The 19,170-nt window shown below is 69.3% G+C and carries 19 protein-coding genes; 5 read left to right on the top strand and 14 right to left on the bottom strand.

Features of this window, described 5'->3' with window-relative positions:
• Nucleotide 1: 1 nt before the first annotated feature.
• The 4 genes from RIA68_11555 to ubiE all read right to left on the bottom strand — a co-directional run bounded on the left by RIA68_11555 (nt 2) and on the right by ubiE (nt 3,290).
• A complete protein-coding gene (locus tag RIA68_11555; protein ID MEQ8318074.1) occupies nt 2-847 on the bottom strand; it encodes a hypothetical protein in 846 nt (281 codons plus the stop codon).
• Nucleotides 844-1,470 carry a sigma-70 family RNA polymerase sigma factor gene (locus RIA68_11550; GenBank protein ID MEQ8318073.1) on the bottom strand — a complete coding sequence of 209 codons (627 nt, stop codon included), beginning with the start codon at nt 1,468-1,470 and terminating at the stop codon, nt 844-846. The genes RIA68_11555 and RIA68_11550 overlap by 4 nt, the downstream gene beginning before the upstream one ends.
• Nucleotides 1,471-1,617: 147 nt before the next feature.
• Nucleotides 1,618-2,274 carry a hypothetical protein gene (locus RIA68_11545; GenBank protein MEQ8318072.1) on the bottom strand — a complete coding sequence of 219 codons (657 nt, stop codon included), beginning with the start codon at nt 2,272-2,274 and terminating at the stop codon, nt 1,618-1,620.
• Nucleotides 2,275-2,495: 221 nt separating this feature from the next.
• Nucleotides 2,496-3,290: a bifunctional demethylmenaquinone methyltransferase/2-methoxy-6-polyprenyl-1,4-benzoquinol methylase UbiE gene (gene ubiE, locus RIA68_11540; GenBank protein ID MEQ8318071.1), complete on the bottom strand. Its 795-nt coding sequence runs from the start codon at nt 3,288-3,290 to the stop codon at nt 2,496-2,498.
• Nucleotides 3,291-3,365: 75 nt separating this feature from the next.
• Between ubiE and RIA68_11535 the strand changes: the two genes are divergently transcribed.
• Nucleotides 3,366-4,376 carry a M48 family metallopeptidase gene (locus RIA68_11535; GenBank protein MEQ8318070.1) on the top strand — a complete coding sequence of 337 codons (1,011 nt, stop codon included), beginning with the start codon at nt 3,366-3,368 and terminating at the stop codon, nt 4,374-4,376.
• Between the two features lie 36 nt (nt 4,377-4,412).
• Here RIA68_11535 and RIA68_11530 read toward each other — a convergent pair whose 3' ends face one another.
• A complete protein-coding gene (locus tag RIA68_11530) occupies nt 4,413-5,447 on the bottom strand; it encodes a membrane dipeptidase (protein ID MEQ8318069.1) in 1,035 nt (344 codons plus the stop codon).
• Nucleotides 5,444-6,409: a hypothetical protein gene (locus tag RIA68_11525; protein MEQ8318068.1), complete on the bottom strand. Its 966-nt coding sequence runs from the start codon at nt 6,407-6,409 to the stop codon at nt 5,444-5,446. The genes RIA68_11530 and RIA68_11525 overlap by 4 nt, the downstream gene beginning before the upstream one ends.
• Nucleotides 6,410-6,532: 123 nt before the next feature.
• On the opposite strand from RIA68_11525, the gene RIA68_11520 reads away from it, so the two are divergent.
• Nucleotides 6,533-8,821, top strand: coding sequence for a choice-of-anchor B family protein (locus RIA68_11520; GenBank protein MEQ8318067.1), 2,289 nt, complete (start codon nt 6,533-6,535; stop codon nt 8,819-8,821).
• A gap of 99 nt (nt 8,822-8,920) precedes the next feature.
• Here RIA68_11520 and RIA68_11515 read toward each other — a convergent pair whose 3' ends face one another.
• The 6 genes from RIA68_11515 to murC all read right to left on the bottom strand — a co-directional run bounded on the left by RIA68_11515 (nt 8,921) and on the right by murC (nt 15,794).
• Nucleotides 8,921-9,796: a DUF4097 family beta strand repeat-containing protein gene (locus RIA68_11515; GenBank protein ID MEQ8318066.1), complete on the bottom strand. Its 876-nt coding sequence runs from the start codon at nt 9,794-9,796 to the stop codon at nt 8,921-8,923.
• Between the two features lie 124 nt (nt 9,797-9,920).
• Complete coding sequence (greA, locus tag RIA68_11510; protein MEQ8318065.1) at nt 9,921-11,417, bottom strand: transcription elongation factor GreA; 1,497 nt, start codon at nt 11,415-11,417, stop codon at nt 9,921-9,923.
• A complete protein-coding gene (locus RIA68_11505; protein ID MEQ8318064.1) occupies nt 11,414-12,430 on the bottom strand; it encodes a hypothetical protein in 1,017 nt (338 codons plus the stop codon). The genes greA and RIA68_11505 overlap by 4 nt, the downstream gene beginning before the upstream one ends.
• Nucleotides 12,431-12,434: 4 nt before the next feature.
• The gene (locus RIA68_11500; protein ID MEQ8318063.1) at nt 12,435-13,388 is read right to left on the bottom strand and encodes a D-alanine--D-alanine ligase; all 954 of its coding nucleotides are present in this window, start codon (nt 13,386-13,388) and stop codon (nt 12,435-12,437) included.
• Nucleotides 13,385-14,287, bottom strand: a complete 903-nt coding sequence (murB, locus tag RIA68_11495) for a UDP-N-acetylmuramate dehydrogenase (GenBank protein MEQ8318062.1) — start codon at nt 14,285-14,287, stop codon at nt 13,385-13,387. The genes RIA68_11500 and murB overlap by 4 nt, the downstream gene beginning before the upstream one ends.
• Complete coding sequence (gene murC / locus RIA68_11490) at nt 14,280-15,794, bottom strand: UDP-N-acetylmuramate--L-alanine ligase (GenBank protein MEQ8318061.1); 1,515 nt, start codon at nt 15,792-15,794, stop codon at nt 14,280-14,282. Before murC ends, murB begins: the two co-directional genes overlap by 8 nt.
• 100 nt (nt 15,795-15,894) lie before the next feature.
• Here murC and RIA68_11485 point away from each other — a divergent pair, with 100 nt between their 5' ends.
• Genes RIA68_11485 through RIA68_11475 form a run of 3 tightly spaced genes read left to right on the top strand, consistent with a single transcriptional unit; the run spans nt 15,895 to nt 18,073 of the window.
• Nucleotides 15,895-16,983 carry an SDR family NAD(P)-dependent oxidoreductase gene (locus RIA68_11485; GenBank protein ID MEQ8318060.1) on the top strand — a complete coding sequence of 363 codons (1,089 nt, stop codon included), beginning with the start codon at nt 15,895-15,897 and terminating at the stop codon, nt 16,981-16,983.
• Nucleotides 16,984-17,193, top strand: coding sequence for a hypothetical protein (locus tag RIA68_11480; GenBank protein ID MEQ8318059.1), 210 nt, complete (start codon nt 16,984-16,986; stop codon nt 17,191-17,193).
• Nucleotides 17,194-17,197: 4 nt separating this feature from the next.
• Nucleotides 17,198-18,073 carry a uracil-DNA glycosylase gene (locus RIA68_11475; GenBank protein ID MEQ8318058.1) on the top strand — a complete coding sequence of 292 codons (876 nt, stop codon included), beginning with the start codon at nt 17,198-17,200 and terminating at the stop codon, nt 18,071-18,073.
• 245 nt (nt 18,074-18,318) lie between these two features.
• Here the strand turns inward: RIA68_11475 and RIA68_11470 are convergent, their stop codons facing one another.
• Together RIA68_11470 and RIA68_11465 are read right to left on the bottom strand one after the other, a co-directional pair.
• Complete coding sequence (locus RIA68_11470) at nt 18,319-18,798, bottom strand: hypothetical protein (GenBank protein MEQ8318057.1); 480 nt, start codon at nt 18,796-18,798, stop codon at nt 18,319-18,321.
• A gap of 28 nt (nt 18,799-18,826) precedes the next feature.
• Complete coding sequence (locus RIA68_11465; GenBank protein ID MEQ8318056.1) at nt 18,827-19,150, bottom strand: hypothetical protein; 324 nt, start codon at nt 19,148-19,150, stop codon at nt 18,827-18,829.
• Between the last annotated feature and the right edge of the window lie 20 nt (nt 19,151-19,170).

The raw sequence follows: 19,170 nt of genomic DNA, 5'->3' as shown, positions 1-19,170 counted from the left end.
CTCACTCCCGCTCACGTTGGGCTTCGAGCAGGTCGAAGATCGTCGGCTCGCCCTTGAGAATGAGCAGGTGCTGCTCGCCGGGCACGGCGAAACTCGACGCAGCCGGCGACGAACGATTCCACCAGCCAATCGCGCCCGGGCCAGGCACGATACTGGACGCGGCACGTTGGTCCATGGGCATCGGACCGGCGAGCCACGCGTCGGCTCGGACGCCATCGGGGCTCGTCGACCGTGCCAGCAACGGCAGGCGCGCCATCGCGCGACCATCGGCCGCGGGCGCCGGTGCGCCGAACGGCGAGAAGCTGTCCGCCGAATCGGCCGGCAAGCCGTACACGATGGTCCGCTCGACCTTGCTCTGGTCGACCGAGTCGGCAAGGTCCTGCTGCACGCTGGGCGGCACCATCCGCAGGTTCGCCGCATCGGTGTTGCCGCTCTCGAGCAGCACGCTCAGCGGGCGCTGGCTCTCGGGCAGGCGAAGCTCGGGCGGGGTCATGCGCACCCACACCACCACGCCCGCGACGAGCGCGAGCGCCGCCATCGCGACGGCGGACCGGCCCGCCAGCACGAACCGGCGGCCGCGCTTGTTCAGGTAGCCACGCGTCGTCTCGCAGCGTGCCAGCACGCGATCGGAGAGATCGACATCCAACCCGGTGTTGGACGCGCTCTGCCGGAGCATCGAGACGGCTTCGCTCGTGCGGTTGAACTCTTCGACCAAGAGCTGGTCTTCGCGCAGCGCCTCGTGCAGCCTGGCCTTGCCGGCTCGGTCCAGCTCGCCGTCGAAGTAGGCGTCCAGCATCTCACGCGCGCTCGGCACGTCAGCGTTCTCTGGCTTGTTCGTCCGACTCATCGATCCACCCCACCATCGACCCGGTGCTCTGAATGAGACTGAGAATGGGCAGAACGCCATGCGGCACGCTCGGCGCGAATGGCCTCGAGCGCCACCCGGAGCTTGCGGCGGCCACGATGCAGGTGGCTCTTCACCGTGCCCGCGGGCATCAGATAATGTTCGGCAATGCGCGCGATCGGCCAGTCGCACTGGTGGAACAGCACCACGATCTCGCGCTGCGTTTCGGGAAGGCGGCCGAGCGCTTCGTCCAGGTCGCTCCGCGTCCGCGTGCGATGCTCCTCGGCCTCCAGCGCGTCGTCGCCGTCGTGCAGGTCGTCGGCCGAGAAGGCGACCAGGTCGCTGTCGTACGCCGGGGCACACTTCTGCACCACGTTGCAGTGCAGCCGCTTGGCGATCGTGAACAGCCACGTCGAGAATCGGAACCGCGTGTCGAAGCGGTGCAGGTTCGTGAGGGCGCGCACGAAGGCCTCCTGAACCACGTCCTCGGCCATCTCGGGCCGACCGCAACGCCGCAGCATGAACGCGTACAGCGATGCCTGGTGCGCCTGGACCAAAGCCGCCGCGGCGGTTCGGTCGCCGGCGAGCGCGTCGCGGATCAGGTCTTGTTCGGTCGTGCGGTCCATGCCTCGCTCCACTATACCGCAAGCCCACGCCTGGGTTGCACCCCGGCATGGGCCCGCATCGAAGGGTCTGGTCCGTTAATATCGGCCATCCTCAGCCGATTCGGCCCGGGGAGCTTGGGGTTCCCCGGGCACGCGTCCGGCTGAGGCTCAGGCGGCGGTCTTGCGACGCCGGCGACGGGGCCGCGCGGCCGTCCGCACGTGGGCCCTTTCCACCAACGCATCGACCACGTCCAGCGGGTCGTCGCCCCACAGGTCGGCACCGATCTCCTCTGCCAGCCCGCTCGCACGATTGAAGACGCCGCCGCCCACGGCCACCTGCATGGGCCGGTCGGGGTACAGCTCGTGGATGGTGTCGATGAGGTCGCGGATGTGCGGCAGGTCGTTCGCGCCCGAAGCGAACATCACCAGGGCCGACGGCTCGCGGTCCTTGATCTCGGCCAGCAGTTCGTCGTTGGGGATGCCGCCGCCGCCAAAGGTCACCCGGAAGCCCTCGCTGGTCAGCAGGTCGACGGCCAGCTGGCCGGCGAGGTCGTCCGAGTCCCGCGGCCCGCACACCACCACGACGCTGCGACCGTTGCCGGTCTTGGGCACGATGAGCCCGGCCGTCTGGTCGGCCAGCACGCGGAGCAGGCGTGTGGCATAGTGGTGGGCCAGCTTGGTGAGCTGGTCGTTGCGGAACAACTTCTCGATCTTCTCATAGGTGGGCCAGTACAGCTCGCCGATGAGGTCGACCGCCGAGTCCCCAGTCTCCAGGGCCCGAAGCACCACCTGGCGTGCCTCGATGCGGTCCCCCGAAACCAACACGTCAAAGAATCTTTCGCGAAGAGCGTCCGTGCACATCGTGCTACCCCTGATTCCCGGCCTGCCGCGATGTGCGCAGGTCCGACACGTTGTGCCCCGGGCGACCCATCGCCGCCCGCGAGCGGGGTGTTCATCGCCACCACGCTCCGCTCCGTCCCAGAGCGATGAAAAAAGTTTGATCTGGAAGATTCTGCCCGGCAATCCGTGCGCGGTGGCAGGTCCGATCAGGGCTTACGTCCGGAATAACACGCGCAGATCCCGCCGCTCAGCGACTTGGCCCGCACTTCTTCAAGCCCGGCTGCCTGCATGAGATCCAGCACGCGGCCGCGATCGAGGAAGGTTTCGACCGAGCGAGGCAGGTAGCGGTACGCCCCGGACGTGTCGCCGCTGATCCACGTGGCCGTGCGCGGCATGATGGCTTTCGTGTAGAGGTCGTGCCCCCAGCGGATCGGGGCCAGGCTCGGCCGGTCGAACTCCAGGATCACCAGCCGACCGCCCGCCCGCAGCACCCGGGCAAATTCGCCGATGGCTGCGTCCGGCCGCTGCACGTTGCGCAACCCAAAGGCGATAGACACCACGTTGCAGCAGGCGTCCGAGAGCGGGAGGGCCATCGCATCGCCTTCGACATAGAAGAGTTTGCTGGCAGACTGGTCTTGCAATCGACCCTGTCTATGCCTCGCCCGCTCCAGCATCGCGTGCGTGAAGTCGACGCCGATGACCGCGGCGGAGGGGGTGCGGGCGAAGGCCTCGGTCAGGTCGCCCGTGCCGCAGGCCACGTCGACCACCACGTCGCCGGGCTGCACGCTTGCCCGCCTGACGGCATGCTTGCGCCAGCGCTGGTCGAGCAGGAACGAGTGCACCCGGTTGTTGAGGTCGTACGAGCCGGCGATGGCCGTGAACATGTCGCGGACGCGATCGGCTTTATCGGACCGTTCGTGCGGGTTCGCGAGCGTCTGGCCGTCCCACGCGGGGGATGAGGCTTCCTTTACGTCCGGTTCCGGCGGGGAGGTCTGGTCCATACGCTGCTAGCGCAAGGATAGAGCCGCGCGGCCACGCGCTGGCTCGGAAGGAGGACGGCAGTGGGGAAGCCCAGCTTGAAGAGGGTATTGGTCGCCATGGCGGTCTCGGTTTCCGCAGCCCTGACGGGGTGCGCGACCGATCCGACGAGCGGGGACCGGTTCTTCAGCGTGTTCACGTGGGATCAGGAGGCTTCGCTGGGCCTCGAAGCGGCGCCCTCGTTCACCGACGAGTTCGGCGGGCCCGTGCCCAACGAATCGATCCGCGCGTACGTCACCGAGGTTGGCGCCTCGATGATTCCCCACGTCGAGGAAGACGTGCCCGACGATCTGCCCTGGGAGTTCACGATCCTCAATTCCGACGTCGTCAACGCGTTTGCGTTGCCGGGCGGGCAGGTGTTCATCACGCGTGGCCTTGCGTCGCAGCTCGACAACGAGGCGCAGCTCGCCGGCGTGCTCGGGCACGAGATCGGCCACGTTACGGCGCGTCACGGCAACCAGCAGATGAGCAAGTCGATCCTGGCCCAAGGCGGCCTGGCCATCGGCGCGTTCATCGTTGGAGCGGCGCCAGAAGATAGTGCCATCCGCGAGTACGGCGCATACGGCTTGCCCGTGGCCCAGGTCGGCAGCCAGCTCGTGCTGCTCAGCTACGGGCGAGACGCCGAGTACCAGGCCGACGAGCTCGGCATGCGCTACATGGCTCGCGCGGGCTACAAGCCCAGCGGGCAGCGCGGCGTGATGCAGAAGCTGGCCGAGCTGAGTGCAGGCGGCCAGCGCCCGCCGGCATGGCTGGCGACGCATCCCTACCCCGAGGCGCGCATCGACCGCATCAACCAGCTCTTGCGTGGCGAGTATGCCCAGGCCGAGGCCAGCGGCGCCAACGACAAGTTCCCCGATCGCTACCGCGACCGCATGCTGCGCCCGCTCGCGAGCATGCCCCCGGCCCCTCCGCCGCCGAGCGGCGAGACGGCGATGCTGCTCGACTCGATGACTTGGTGTGGACTGTGCCGCGGCGATGACGCCGAAGACATGACGCTGGCGTCGCGGTGGGCGCGGCGCGTCGCAAGTCACGAGCTCCGAACTCGCTGAAGCCCCGTAGCACGCCATCGCCGCTCAGGTCGACCGCTACCAGGGCAGCTCCAACAGCCGCGCCCAATTCCCGCCCGCAAACCCCGCGACTTCTGCCTCGCTCCAGCCCTCGCCGCGCAGCAGTTCAAGCAGCTTGTGCAGGTCGCTCGGCTGGTTCACGCCGTCGGGCAGGTCGGTCGCCGCGAAGCCGCCGTCCATGTCGGTGCCCAGGCAGACCTTGTCCCTGCCTGCGATGCCCGCGACGTGCAGCACGTGCTCGAGCGCGGTGCGCAGGGACGGACGCTTCTTCGTCTTGCCGAACGCAGGATCGAGGAACGGTGCATAGAGGTTGATGCCGACGACGCCGCCTCGCCGTGCGATCTCGGCGATCGTCTCGTCGCGTAGGTGGCGCTGATTCTCGCCGCCCAGGAGCGTGCGGGCGTTGCTGTGGCTGGCGACGACGCGGCCGTCCGACATCTCGAGCAGCTTGTCCATGGCCTTGTCGCTCAGGTGCGAGAGGTCATGGATGATGCCTGCCGCGTCGATGGCGCGCACGACGTCGCGACCCTCGGCGGTCAGCCCGTTCTTCTGCGAGTTGCCGCCCGCATAGCGCGAGCCCATCGCCCAGGCGAGGCCGATGGCGATGACGCCCTGCTCGCCCCACCAGGCGACCTGGTCGGCGCTCTCGATCGGGTCGGCGCCCTCCATCAGGATGCCGAGCTGCAGCGGCGCGCTGCCCGAGTTCGGGATGAGGTCGATCAACCCTGCATCGCGCCAGGCGTGGTAGAGCTTGAGCTGCCGCAGGCCCGCGCGGTGCGCGGCCTCGGCGTCGCCGGGCGGATAGGTATGGCCGAAGCCGCCGAGCTGCAGGCCCTGGGGCGAGTCCTGCTCGGTCATCTCGGTGAAGATCGTGCCCAGACAGCCGCGGACGTTGCCGTCCTGGAGCGACGGCAGCGTGACGGCGGCAGGCAGCAGCGTACCGCGGCACTGGTCGAGCCCGGCGTGCATGTCTCGCCCGATCTCGGCGAGGTACGCCAGGTCGAGGTGGCCGTCGAAGATGGGCGTGTCGTGCGTGGGTGCCACTCGCTTCATCGCCCGACGGATTCGGACGTGACGTCCGCGTCCCGGTCTTCTTGTTCGCCGTCGGGCAGAACGCGATCTGGCAGGCTCTCGAACTCTAGGTGGAAGTGCGTGGGCTCGAAGAACGTGCCCGGCTCGGCTCGCAGCCACGGATCTCGCACGTGGCGGAAGAGCTCGTAGGGCAGCTCGGCGCGGATGCCGATGGCGCCCGTCTCGTCATCGCGGCCGAAGCGCACCGTCGCGAATCGCTCGGTCGGCTGCGGCGCCTCGTCGTTCGCGGTCTTGTCCGAGCGATAGAAGCGCGGTGCGTCGTCGGGCAGCGCTCCGTGCACGACTCGCAGCACGCCTGGCCGCCCGTTCTCGGTCGAGATCGCGCCGCCCAGCGTTTCCTCGGCGCCGGCGGTGTTGTACTGGTCGATTGCGCTGCCGTCCAGCCCGCAGTTCAGCACGTCCTCCATGCTGTACTGCAGGTGGTGCAGGGCCGTGGCGTGGGTGGGGGTGGCGGGCTCAATGAACCGCACGCCCTCGAGCCTGACTTCGACGGCCGAGCCCGGGCGGATGTCGGCAAAGAACGGCCGCTCGTTGTCGGTCTTGTAGAAGCCCACGCGGACGACCGACCCCAGCGGATGGCCGGCCTGGAGATCGATGCGGGTGCCACCGACGGCCGCGAAGCCCAGGACGTTGGCGCCCAGGTCGACGCGATCGTTCTTGGTGCCCCAGGGCAGGCGGCGGGCGAGCTCGACGCGGGTGCCGTCGCGCTGCTCCCAGGAGATCGTGATCCTGGGCTCGTGCTGGGTATCGATGTAGAGCGGTCGCTGGTTCCCGCCAGCCGGCCGGGCCTCCTGGGCGGCTGGGTCGGCGGGCGGAGCCGCCTGGGGGCTCATCGCGATCGAGCCGGCTGCCACGACCGCGATGGCAGTGGTCGCCAGGGCCGCCTGGATCCCTCGCCGGGTCGTGCCGATTCTGGGGGTCATGCGGGGTTTCGGATCGCTCGGACTCATTGAACGAGATCGTACGTGTCGCAATGACGGCGGTTTCGGCAAGAAGCTGAAACACGAGCCGGGCTATCGTGCGTACACGGGGCAGGGAGTCTCTATATGAAGAACACGACGTCGAGCGGGCAGGATCGTTCGGTTTTTGCTCGCAATTCGGGATGGCTCGCCGCCGGCCTGGCCGGTGCAGGTGCCCTCACGCTGGTGCTGTCTGCCGGTGCGCACGAGAACTGGCGGAAGGTGCGTGACGTGCAGCCGGCCGTCGAGGCTCCCGTGTGGTCGCTGGGCGCGATGCAGGACGGCGGCGCGGGGGTCGATGATCCCACCGCGTCGTTCGAGAGCGAGAACGTGACCCTGCTGTCGTGGATCCCGCTGAGCGCCTTCCCCGGCGGACACGGCAGGGGCAACGACTGCTGGGGCTACACCAGCCCGAGCGGGCGCGAGTACGCCATCATGGGCCTGCAGCGTGGCTTCGGCTTCGTCGAGGTGACCGACCCGACCAACCCGGTCATCATCGACTGGGTCGAGGGCCCCAGCAGCGACTGGCACGACGTCAAGGTGATCGGCGACTACGCGTACGGCGTGAGCGAGGGCGGTGCCGGCATCCAGGTCATGGACATGACCGAGATCGATGACGGCCGCGTCCGCCTCGTCCAGAACAAGCGGCAGTTCGGCCACGAGACGACCCACAACATCATCTCGAACCCCGACTCGGGGTACATCTATCTCTGCGGTGCAAACATCGCCAACGGCGGACTCATCGCCGTCAGCCTGGCCGACCCGACCGATCCGGTCATCGTCGGCCAGTGGAGCACCCACTACGTGCACGACGCCCAGGTCGTGAGCTACACCGACGGTCCGTACGCCGGCCGAGAGATCGCGTTCTGCCTCAACGGCTTCGACGGACTCGAGATCGTCGACGTGACCGACAAGGGCAACATGTTCCTCGTCGGTCGGACCGACTACGCCCAGCTCCGCTACACGCACCAGGCGTGGCTGAGCGAGGACCGCCAGTACCTGTACCTCAACGACGAGCTCGACGAGGGCGACTCGGTGTCGGTGACGACCACGCGCGTGTTCGACGTCTCGAACATCAACAACCCGCAGCTGGCCGGCACGTTTACCACTGGCCTGCCGTCGATCGACCACAACAACTACGTCAAGGGCGACATGCTCTACCAGGCCAACTACCGCAGCGGCCTGCGCGTGTGGGACCTGTCGTCCGACCCGCTGAACCCCACCGAGGTTGCGTGGTTCGACACGTTCCCCGGGAGCGACGCCGCGAGGTTCAACGGCGCGTGGAGCACGTATCCCTACTTCGACAGCGGCATCGTGCTGATCAGCGACATCGAGCGGGGCCTGTTCATCGTCGACGTGACCGCCGACGGCGCGGGCAAGCTCGAGCTCTCCGTGCCCGGCGGCGCTCCGACCGAACTGGCGCCGTTCGGCCAGTCGATCCAACTCGAGGTCAACGAGCTCGAGGGCACGGTCGACACCGTGCTCGTCAAGGTCCGCCTGTCGAGCGGCGACGTGCTCGAGGCGCCCCTTGCCTCGATCGGCGGCGGCCTGTACGAGGGCACGATGCCCAACCTGCCGTGCTTCGAGGCAGTCGAGTACTGGTTCGAGGCAACGAGCAGCGACGGGCAGTTCTTCCGCACGCCGCTCTCGGCCCCGTTCATCAACTTCGAGGCGTTCGTGGTGACCGAGATCGAGCAGATCGTCGCCGACAGCTTCCAGTCCGCAACGGGCTGGTCGGTGCAGGATACCGCGATCGAAGACGGGCCCTGGGAGCGTGGTGCTCCACGCACCAGCGGCGGCCGGGGCGAGCCCGGCGCCGACTTTGACGGCACCGACTCCATGTACGCCACGGGCCTGGGCCGCGACGCCGACCTGGACGGCGGACCGACCGTGCTGACCAGCCCGGAATACGACCTGACGGCCATCGGCGACGAGGCCCGCGTGCGGTTTGCCGTGTGGTTTACCAACGACGACGGCGACGACGTGCTTGACATCGAGATGTCGTCCAACGGTGGCTCGAGCTGGGAGTCCGTCGAGACGATTGCCGGTGGCGCGCCCGCGTGGAGCCAGAGGACCTACCGCGTGGCCGACTTCGTCGACGTTACCGACGAGTTCCGCATTCGCTTCAGCACCGAAGACCAGCCCAACAACTCGGTGACCGAGGCCGCCATCGACGCGTTCGAGATCGTGCGCATGTCGTGTGATACCTGCCGCGCCGATCTGACCGGCGACGGCGAGCTCAACATCTTCGACTTCCTCGAGTTCCAGAACCTGTTCGCCGGCGGTGACCTCCGCGCCGACTTCGACGGCGACGGCGACCTGACCATCTTCGACTTCCTCGCTTTCCAGAACGAGTTCGGCACCGGCTGCGGCTGATCGACTCGGAAGAATGCGACGCAGACGCACGCGGCGATCGGTTGGCAAGCCATCCGATCGCCGCGTTCTCCTTCTCCCGGAGTTTCTCGAGCCGAACGCCTAGGGCGTGACGACCACGATGGAACCGTTGCTCGTGCTGAGCACGATGTCGCTGGCTCCCGAGCCGAGTTCGAGGTCGATGCTGCGAGACGCGAGCAGTTCGGTCTGGGCGCCGCTCGACTCCTTGCGGAACACGCGCACCTTGCTGTTCGATGTCGATGCACGGACGCGGCCCGACGGCGACTCGGGCAGTTCGACGCGGATGCTGCCGTTGCTCGTCGCGGCGCGCCACTGGTAGGGCGCGTCGCCACCGGGGCCGAAGTGCTTGATCGTGATCGAGCCGTTAGACGACGCGACGTCGAGCGGGCCCGAGCCGCCCTCGACCACGATGCGTCCGTTGCTCGTCCGGGCGGTAAGGTTGCCCGAGCGGTCCTTGATGGTCACGCTGCCGTTGGACGACTTGATGACCGTGGTGCCCGTACCGCCGGACAGCCGGACCGATCCGTTGCTGGTCCGCGCGTCGACGTCGACGATCTGGGGCGCGGTAATCTCGATATTGCACGACTCGTTGTTCAGCTTCTTGCCGTCGGGCCACAGTGGTCGCACGCGGAGCACCCCGTCCTGCATCACCGTCTCGATGGAGAACCGCTCGGCCCGCTCCGTGCTCGTCAGCCGCGCCTCGGCCGACACGACGGCATCGCCGAACGACGGGTCCTGCGTGATCACGATCCGCCCGTTGACGCTGCTGACCTCGACGCCCACGGCTTGCACGTCGGGCATCGAGACGGCCATGGCCGTCGGCGCGATCGCGCGGGACGATGAAGAGACGACCGAACAGCCGGCGGCGAGCGCGGCCGTCGCGGTCAGGGCGGCAAGCAGGGTCGCTGGGCGGGCAAAGCGACGCGAACGGCGAGAACGGCGAGAGCAGCGAGTCATGGCGGAGTCCTCCACGAGGTGGCCGGTGCAAGGGTTGGCGCAGCGGCCACCCCACCGGGATGCCCAGTCCTTGGGCATCCGGCAGCGGCGATTTCGATGGTGCTTTGGCCGTGGGTACTTGTGACTAGGAAATCTCGACGATCTCGAACCGCTTGGTGCCGCGAGGGGCATCGACACGGACGGTCTCGCCCACGCGGGCCTTCATGAGGGCGGTGCCCATGGGGCTGTTGGCGGTCACCTCGTCGTAGTCGTCGGGCGGGTCGTCGCTGAACTCGCCAACGAGCTTGACCATCTCGGCCTCGCCGACCGGGCCCTTCTCGGTGACTTCCTGGATCTTGACCATCGAGCCCAGGAAGGCGACCTGGGCGTCCTTTGCGAGGCCGTCGTCGACGATCTTGGCGTTCTCCAGTCGGTCTTCCAGGCGACGGATCTCGGCCTCTTCCATGCCCTGGAGCTCGCGGGCACTGTGGTACTCGGCGTTTTCCTTGAGGTCGCCCAGCGCTCGCGCCTCGGCGATGCGCTCGGTGATCTTGGGACGATTGGCGATGAGTTCGTCCAGCCGGGCCTTGATCTTGACCCTCTCTTCGGCGGTCATGTAGTCCATCGGGCGCCCTTCCTGTGTGCGCGCGTGCCTGCTGTTCGTCTCGCCGGGCTCGGACGTCGGGCCCGAAAGACGATCCCCGCGGGCGTGGGGCTCTGGGCCCGGGCCTCGCGGGGTGCTTGGCGATGCTATGGGCCCTGCTTGCGGCGGGCCACCCGCTGGCGTTTGGGCCAGATTCGGCCGATTCCGCGTGATGGCCAGGGCGATCAGCACCAGCCATGCGACGCCGGCCAACGCCGCCTGTACGAGCAACGCCTCCCAGCGGCCGTCGGTCATCGAACTGACCCCCGGCCCGACGCCGCGGCTCCGGCTGAGGTCGAGCACCGCCGACACCGGGCTGAGCATGGCGGCCCACGCCGGCCCCGTCCTCAGGGCAATGAGCGGCCCGAGTGCGGCGACGACGAACAGTGACATCGCCAGCGTCCGCGCGGTCGAGCCCGGACCGAGCGCTCCGGCGAACACCGTGCCCGCGTCGTAGGTCTGGCCCGGGTACTGCCCGGGCCGGGGCCGGAGGAGCACCGCAAGCGCGGCGCCGGCGAGCATGGGCCATGCGATGAAACTCAGCGCGATGGCGCCGATGAGGTCAAACGCCCAGCCGGCACGGGCCGCCGCTTGGGCCCAGATCACCGCCTGCACGGGCGGCAGCAGCACCAGCATGTCCTTGAAGATGACCGACGCCGGGCGCTCGCGGAGCGACACGCTCTGGCTCAGCCGCACCATGGGCCAGAGGATTGCCAGCCCGATGCCCACGCAGACGAGCATCATCCGCGCCGCGTACTGGTACACGGTCTTGTCCAGCAGCGCCCAGGGCCCGCGAACGAGCAGCACGCCGATGGTCAGCAGCCCAGCCAGCAGGATGTACATCGCCCACAGGAACGCGAGCGTGCGCGGCTCGGCCCGGCGGTGGGCCCACTTGTCTCTCTTCGCGCGCGTCGGCTGCGTGGCCGAGGGCGTTGCATCGGCGGATTCGCCCGCGTTGGGCAGCGGGGGTGGCGGTTCGTTTGGTTCCGCGTCGCTCACGGTCGACCCCCGGCGCCTCCCCGCGCCGCGTCGTCGCCGATGAGCACGGTCCCCGGCCAGTGGATCTCGACGCGCTCCTGCCCGCCGTCGAGCTGGCCCGTCGCGTCGACGAGGCTCCGCAGGTTCGCGAGCTTGCGCTCCTCGGACACCTCGCCGCGGTACACACCCTCGCCCCCCGGCGGGGCGCCCCACACGACCCGTCCGCCGGTCGTGGTGACGACCAGCAGCCGCTGCCCCTCGCCGTGCTCGGCCAGGTCGATGCCCGTGATCTGCACCGCAAACCGCTCGCGCTCCAGCAGCGCGAGCAACGCGATGGCGTCCTGGATGTCCTGGCCTGGCCAGGTCGGGTTCGCGTCGCCCCGATCGGCGGGGCCGGGCATGCTCGCGGGGTTCAGGATGACCTTGAGCCCGGGCAGGCTCTCGGGCGGACCGCTCAGGGGTAGTACGTCTCCGCTGGCGTCGATGGCGGTATCGCGCAGGCCGGGCCGCACGCCGGGTTGGAACGCGGCCGATCGCACAACGGCCACGGGCCGGCGCCAGTCCATCTCGATGACGATGTCGTTGCGTCCGGGGCCCTCGCCCTGCTCATCGGTGCGCGTCGGGCGGCGGCGCGTGACGATCGGCGTGCTGGCGGCCCATCCCGTGCTCGCCATGGCTTCCTGCACGGCTCGTAGCGGCTCGGGACGCAGAGCCGCCATCGCACCAAGCTCGGCCGCCGAGGCGCGGTACGCCGCCTCGGCACGGTCCATGATGGCGTCATACGACGCCGGCGGCATGCCCTCGGGCGGGGTGAGCTGGATGAAGATCGAGTCGGACTGCTCGTTGATGCGTTGCGCCGCCTGACGCCCGAGCGCCGGGATGCCGAGCCCCGCGCCGAGCACGACGCCCGTGGCCAGCACGAGCCCGACGCACGCCAGCACGAGCTTGCGCGTCGAGCCCTCGGGAAGCAGCGGGCCAGCGTCCTTTGCCTTGCCCCTGCGGGCCTTCTTCTTCGTTGCGGCTTTTCGTGGCATGGCTTCAGGAGCGTACGACGCTCTGCTTGGCAGGGCTGGCTTCTCGCCGGGCGATGGCGTCGTCGACGAGCTTGGCGCAGAGCGCCGGCATGGCCAGGCCCGTCCGCGCTGCGGCCATCGGCAGCAGCGAGTGGCTGGTGAACCCCGGCATGGTGTTGGCCTCCAGCAGCATCGGCCCGCGCCGCTCGTCGAGCATGAAGTCGACGCGGGCCAGCATGGCGCAGCCGAGCGCCTCGGAAAGCTTCAGTGCGTCGCGTTGCATGGTGTGCGCGACGCCCTCGGGCAGCGGCGGATCGACGACGTACCGGGTGTCGCTTCGCGTGTACTTGGCGGCGTAGTCGTAGACGCCCTCGGCGGGAGCGATCTCGACGACCGGCAGCGCCTCGCCCGCCACGACGCCCACCGTCAGTTCGCGGCCCTTGGTCATGGGCTCGACCATGAACGCCGCGGTTGCGCCCGACGCGAGAGCGGCGCGCGCCGCCTGCACGCCCGCGCGCCACTGCTCCATCGTCGTGCAGATCGCCAGCCCCACGCTCGAGCCCTCGTGCACGGGCTTGAGCACCAGCGGCAGGTCGATCGGTGGCACGTCGTCGAGCGGGTGCAGGATCGACGCCGGCGCCGTCGCGATGCCGAGCGCCAGCGCGGCTTCCTTGGTGTGCAGCTTATCGATCGCCGCCCGGGCCGCGCGCGAACCGCAGCCCACGAAGGGCCGGCCGTCGTCCTCGAGCAACCGCTGCATGGGCCCGCCCTCGCCCCAAGGCCCGTGCAGCACGGCGAAGACCGCGTCGCCCGGCAGCATGCGCAGCTCGTCGAGCGTCAGCCGATCGAAGATCCGCAGGTCGGCCGCGTAGCGCCCGCTGTCGTTGATCGCCCGCGCGACGGCCGTGCTGCTGTCCACGCTCACCGCGTGCTCGGCATCGGGCCCGCCACCCAGCACCAGGACGACGCCGCCACTCATCGCTCCCCCCAGATGACCACCTCGGTCTCCAATGCCACGCCGAACGCGGCATCGACACGCTGCCGCACCGCATCGATCAACTCGATTACGTCCGATGCCCGCGCCGTCTGCTTGTCGACGACGACGAAGTTGGCGTGCCGCTCGCTCACGCTCGCACCACCGCGCGTCAGCCCCTTGCATCCGGCCCGATCGATCAGCATGCCCGCGCTGACGCGCTGTCCGGCCTCACCGATGCCTTGCAGATCGGTCGAGAGCGTCGGGTTCTTGAACACGCACCCCGCACAATCGGCCGCGAGGGGCTGGCTGGCCTTCTTCTTGGCCATGATGTCCTTGACGCGCCGCCGCACTTCCTTCGGATCGTCGCCCGTGAGTTGGAACACCGCTTCGACCACGATGCGACCGTCGAGCCCGCCATCGCGATACCGCGCGTCGAAGGCCGATGCCGGATCGGTCCGCACGTTGCCGCGGCGATCGATCGTCGTGACTTCGCGGAGGTGATCGAAGGTGTTGCCGAACGCTCCACCGGCGTTCATCGCCACCGCGCCGCCGATGCTCGCCGGCACGCCCGCGAGCGTGTGCAGCCCCGAAAGCCCGGCGCGGGCCGTGTCGTTGATCAGCCGCATGAGGTCGGCGCCAGCCTGCGCACGCACGAGGCCATCATCGCCGATGGACACCGCGTTCAGGCGTTCCATCGAGACGACCAGCTCGCGCACGCCACCGTCGGCCACCAGCAGGTTCGCGCCCTCGCCCAGCACCTTCAAGTCCGGATCGAGCGCGACGCACTGCCGCAGCTCTTCCACGCTCGTGGGCCGCGCGAGCCGGTCGGCCCTGCCGCCGATGCCGAACCACGTCTCGATGGCCGCGTCGCGCTCGATATCGACCTGCAGCGCCTCAGGCATGGGCCACCGCCCGGTCGGCGAACGCAAAGCCGTGGGCGACCTGCCACACCGGACCCGCGCCCATGACGACGACGACGTCGCCCGCCCGGCACTCACGCCCGAGCTTCTCAACGATGGCCCCGAACGGATGCGCATGCTCGGCCTGCACGCCCCGGTCGCGCAATCGCTTCACGAGATCGTCGGCGCTCACACGCTGCTTCTCGGCCTCGCTGTCTCGCACGAAGTAGATCTCGGGCACGATCACCAGGTCGGCGCTGGAGAAGGCCGTGGCAAATTCGTCGAGCAGGAACCGCGTCCGCGAGTGCTGGTGGGGCTGGAACACCACGATGAGCCGGCCGCCGCTCGCTTCCGGTCGCTCGGCGTGCCGGATCGCGCGGAGCGTGGCATCGACCTCGGTCGGGTGGTGGCCGTAATCGTCGTAGACGCGCACCGAGCCGCCATCGACGGCGCGATCTCCAAGGAGCTGGAAGCGTCGCTCGAGCCCGTTGAACGCGCCGAGCGACTGCGCGACGATCGCTGGGTCTCCGCCCGCTACGCACGCGAGCGCAAACGCCATGGCCGCGTTCGCGGCGTTGTGCGCGCCGGGCAAGCGCTGGCGCCACCGGCCCCACGCCGCGTCGCGGTTGCGCACCTCCGTTGCGTGGTTGTCCTGGTCGTAGCGCACGACCCAGTCGGCCTCGGGGCTGAAGCCGATGGTCTGGACGTCGGCCGTGACGCCCGCGACGACCTCGCGCCGGTGCGCACCGTCGTGGCCAATGACCAGCACGCCGCCTTCGTTCTTCGGGGGGAGCGACTGCGCAAACGTGCCGAACGCCTCGACCACCGCGTCGAGGCTGCCGTAGATGTCCAGGTGGTCGGCCTCGACGTTGCCGATGCCCGCGATGGTGGGCCGCAGGTTGTGGAACGAGCGGTTGAACTCGCACGCCTCGGCGACCAGCAGGCCCTGCTGGCCGCAGCGCGGCCCGCTCGGGATCGTCGCGGCGCCCAATCGCGAGCCCGCCCATGCCCCCGGCTCGACGAGCGCGCCGTTCTGCAGCTGGCTGCACGCGGCGCCGGCGATGACCGAGGGGTCCAGCCCCGCGTCGACCATCGCCACGCCCAGCATCGCCACGGTCGTGCTCTTGCCGTGCGTCCCGGCGATCGCCACGCCCGTGCGCCCACGCATGACCAGGCCCAGCGCCTCGGGGTATCGCAGCACCGGAACGCCGCGGGCGCGGGCCCGCTCGAAGGCCGGGTGCTCGGCGGGGACGGCGGCGGTGGCGACCAGCACGTCGGCGTGGTCGGCCGCGTCGCGGCCGTCGTCGATGACGACCGCAAGCCCCTCGGCTACCAGGCGATCGGTGATGGGCGAGGCCACCGCGTCGTGGCCGCGCACCGAAGCGCCCATCGACGCCAGCAGCCGGGCGAGCGCGCTCATGCCCGCGCCGCCCACGCCCAGCATGGCGACCGCCTTGCCGGTGAGGTCGCTCGTGTTGCATGGCTCGGTGGTGCGCTTTTCGTCGGGCACAGAGAAGCGTATCGGAAGGATGGCCGCCGATTCGTGAGCGTATCGGACGCGGCGAGATTTCCCGCTTGGCCCGGCAGAAACTGCGGTTAGGATACGGGCAGTGCTGCGGTTTCCCTCAGAACTCATCGCCGGCGTCCGGCCCGCCTACGAGCAGCGGCGCGTGGTGGTCACCGGCGGCGCCGGCTTCATCGGCAGCCACCTCGTCGACGCCCTGGTCTCGCTGGGCGCCAGCGTACGGATCATCGACGACCTGTCGAACTCCAACGCGGGCTACGTCGCGGACATGGTCGAGCTCGAGCCCGATCGGGTGGCGTTCGTGCATGGGTCGATCCTCGACCGCACGGCCATGGCGGACGCTTTCGGCGGCGGCAAGCGGCCGACCGGGCGATCGGGCCGGCAGCCCATCGTGTTCCACCTTGCGGCCGTTGGCTCGGTGCCGCTGTCGATCGAGCAGCCCGGCCGGGCGTGGGACGTGAATGCGACGGGCACCCTCCGCGTGCTCGAGGCGCTGCGGGAGGCCGGTGGCGGGCGGATCGTGCAGTCGAGCTCGAGCTCCATCTACGGCGATTGCGGGTCGAGCTCGGGCGAGCCCTGCCAGGAAGACATGCCGCCCTGCCCGCTCTCGCCCTACGCAGCCAGCAAGCTGGCCGGCGAGCACCTGCTGGCCACCTGGAGCCGCTGCTACGGGCTCGAGAGCATCGCCCTGCGGTACTTCAACGTCTTCGGCCCGAGGCAACGCGCCGACTCGGCCTACGCCGCGGTCATCCCTGCCTTTGCGTCCCGCATGCTGGCCGGCAACCCGCCCGTGATCTACGGCGACGGCGAGCAGACCCGGGACTTCACGTTCGTTGCCAACGTCGTGCTGGCCAACCTGCTGGCGGGCGCGACCGGCACGCTGCCCGACAACGCCATCGCCAACGTCGGCCTGGGCCAGGCCACGAGCCTCAACCAGCTGGCCGAGCAGATGGCCGAGATCGTGAGCGACGACGCCGGCGCCAGCACCACCGACCTGCAGCCCAAGCACGAGCCCGCACGGCAGGGCGAGGTCCGCCACTCGCTGGCAAGCATCGAACGGGCCCGCGGCCTGCTGGGGTACGAGCCCTTCACCAGCCTGCGCGAGGGCCTGGCCGAGACCATCGGCTGGCACCGGGCCCAGAGCGAGGCCGGCGCCTCGAGCGGCGGGCACTAGATGTCGGCCGGCCAACTGCTGCGAGACCTCCCCCTGGCCGCCTACGAGCTCCCTCGCATGGCGATCGTGGCGAGATTCCGCATCCGCGGGCCCTACTACGCCTGGCGCTGGCAGACCGCCTTTGGGCGGGGAACGCCGCCCCGGGGCGAGCTCATCAGGGGCATGATCGAGTTCGCCGCCTGGGCCAATCGCACGCGGCGGGGGCGCTGACGCCATGTCCACCGACCCGCGCGCCGATGCCGCGGCCGTCCGCCGCGTGGTGGCCCAGGACGCCCGCGCCTGGGGCCAGCTCGGCGTCGCGTGGGGCGTGCGGAGTCCGGGTGCGGCCCTTGCTGCAGCCCCGGCCGAGGTCGTCGCACCCGAGCCCGAGCGGATTCGTTCGATGCCCGCCGCCCAGGAGACGCAACCGATGCCCAAGGCCGATTCGAGCGTCGAGGCCAAGGCCCCGGCGGCCACGCCCAAGAAGCGGCCCGCCCCGAGCGGCAGCCCCCGGGAGATCGCCGAGCACCGGCTGGCCGAGATCCTCGAGGACTACACCCGGGCCGCGCCGCACGCGGCCACCGGCACGCCGCACACGACCATCGTCTTCGGCGAGGGCGATCCGTGCGCCCGGATCATGTTCGTGGGCGAGGCGCCGGGGGCGGACGAAGACCGGTTGGGCCGGCCCTTTGTGGGTCGGGCCGGGCAGAAGCTCGAGCAGATGATCATCGCGATGGGCCTGAAGCGCGAGGACGTCTACATCGCCAACGTGCTGAAGGTCCGCCCGCCCAACAACGCGACGCCCACCATCGAAGAAGCCGAGGCGAGCGCCCCGTTCCTCATGCGGCAGATCGAGGTCATCGACCCCGAGGCCATCGTCGCCCTGGGCCTGCCCTCGGCCAGGCTCCTCACGGGCCAGGCGATGTCGATGCGCGAGCTGCGCGGCCGGTGGTGGCCGATGGCAACGCCCTCGGGCAAGAGCTTCGACGTGCTGCCGACGTACCACCCGGCCTACCTGCTGCGCAACTACACGCCCGACACCCGCCGCAAGGTGTGGGAGGACCTCAAGCAGGTGCTCGAACGGCTGGAACTCCCCGTGCCAGCGCGCTGACCGGGGCAGGCAGTTTCCCGATCGATGTACGGGTCATCCTGCGATTCGCATTTGACCGCTCGACTGGGAAATACTTGCTCGATATTTTTGGTTCGCTCTGAAACAGGCCGTCGTCGTCAGGCGAATAGGCCTCCGTCCGAGGCAACTCGGGCGAAATTAAGACCCCCACGAGACCCGGTGATTGAGCACTCGATGTTCGTCACCGGGTTTTTTTGTGTCCGCGTTCGTTCCGATGCCGGGGGTGTTTAGCCGCCAGAGCTATCGGGCGTTACCGGTGCTTCTTCCGCCGAGCCGTCGCCTTCGGCGGGGTCGTCTTCGAAGGCAAACCGCGTGTCGTCGGGGAGCAACTCGAGCTCGGTGATCATCCACGTCGGCGTGCCCGTGTCGCTCCACGTCACGTCGAAGGTGAACCGCACCGGCTGGCCGACCTCGAGCGAGTCGACGTCGATGCCATCGGCGACGCGTGGGAAGGGCATCTGATGGCTGCCCATGCCGACGACTTCGCCCTGGCCGTTCACGAAGTTTGGGATGCTCTCGTGGAAGATCTGGAACTCGCTGGCTGGGCTATCGGGCGTCTTCTTCATCGCGACGCGGCCTTGCGTGGTGTACCGCGCGTCCGGCTCGCCGGAGACCTCGGCCTGCTCGGCCTCGCACGCGACCAAGTTCAGGCATGCAACAACAAGGCCCGCTGCGAGGAGCGGGCCGGTTCGAAAGAAGTTCTTCATGCCCGCATGGTAGGGGCAAGCACGAAACTCAGCCCTTGGCGGCCTCGAGCTTCAGGTACTTTTCGACGGACTTGATGTCGTCCGAGAGCTGCGGGGCGTAGGGGATGGTGAAGCTCTCACCCACGCGGACCTGGCCGCCCTTGCCGCACTTCTCGCGGGCGTACCAGTCGCGGCCGCCGCGGACGTAGACCTTCATGTTCTGGCGGCGCCGCGTCTGGGCCCGGCGCAGGCCGCGCTGGATCTCGGGGTCGAGCTTCATCAGCCGGCCGATGGTCTTCTTGCCCGCCTCGCTGCGGGGCAGGCCCGTGATCGTGCAGGAAACGGAGTCGCCAGGCTTGAACGAGTCGGACATGTCGCGGCTTCCCAACGTGT

The sequence above is a fragment of the Phycisphaerales bacterium genome, from assembly GCA_040217175.1.
Lineage (GTDB): Bacteria > Planctomycetota > Phycisphaerae > Phycisphaerales > UBA1924 > JAHCJI01.
The sequence above is the reverse complement of the archived record's forward strand: the minus strand, read 5'-3'. Positions and strand labels throughout refer to the sequence as shown.

Bases quoted from the DNA above. Each gene is read 5' to 3' on its own strand.
- RIA68_11500 (MEQ8318063.1), bottom strand. From the start codon at position 13,388: ATGAGTGGCGGCGTCGTCCTGGTGCTGGGTGGCGGGCCCGATGCCGAG.
- RIA68_11520 (MEQ8318067.1), top strand. From the start codon at position 6,533: ATGAAGAACACGACGTCGAGCGGGCAGGATCGTTCGGTTTTTGCTCGC.
- RIA68_11475 (MEQ8318058.1), top strand. From the start codon at position 17,198: ATGTCCACCGACCCGCGCGCCGATGCCGCGGCCGTCCGCCGCGTGGTG.
- RIA68_11505 (MEQ8318064.1), bottom strand. From the start codon at position 12,430: ATGCCACGAAAAGCCGCAACGAAGAAGAAGGCCCGCAGGGGCAAGGCA.
- RIA68_11550 (MEQ8318073.1), bottom strand. From the start codon at position 1,470: ATGGACCGCACGACCGAACAAGACCTGATCCGCGACGCGCTCGCCGGC.
- RIA68_11480 (MEQ8318059.1), top strand. From the start codon at position 16,984: ATGTCGGCCGGCCAACTGCTGCGAGACCTCCCCCTGGCCGCCTACGAG.
- RIA68_11555 (MEQ8318074.1), bottom strand. From the start codon at position 847: ATGAGTCGGACGAACAAGCCAGAGAACGCTGACGTGCCGAGCGCGCGT.
- RIA68_11515 (MEQ8318066.1), bottom strand. From the start codon at position 9,796: ATGACTCGCTGCTCTCGCCGTTCTCGCCGTTCGCGTCGCTTTGCCCGC.
- murB (MEQ8318062.1), bottom strand. From the start codon at position 14,287: ATGCCTGAGGCGCTGCAGGTCGATATCGAGCGCGACGCGGCCATCGAG.
- RIA68_11530 (MEQ8318069.1), bottom strand. From the start codon at position 5,447: ATGAAGCGAGTGGCACCCACGCACGACACGCCCATCTTCGACGGCCAC.
- ubiE (MEQ8318071.1), bottom strand. From the start codon at position 3,290: ATGGACCAGACCTCCCCGCCGGAACCGGACGTAAAGGAAGCCTCATCC.
- RIA68_11525 (MEQ8318068.1), bottom strand. From the start codon at position 6,409: ATGACCCCCAGAATCGGCACGACCCGGCGAGGGATCCAGGCGGCCCTG.
- RIA68_11470 (MEQ8318057.1), bottom strand. From the start codon at position 18,798: ATGAAGAACTTCTTTCGAACCGGCCCGCTCCTCGCAGCGGGCCTTGTT.
- RIA68_11465 (MEQ8318056.1), bottom strand. From the start codon at position 19,150: ATGTCCGACTCGTTCAAGCCTGGCGACTCCGTTTCCTGCACGATCACG.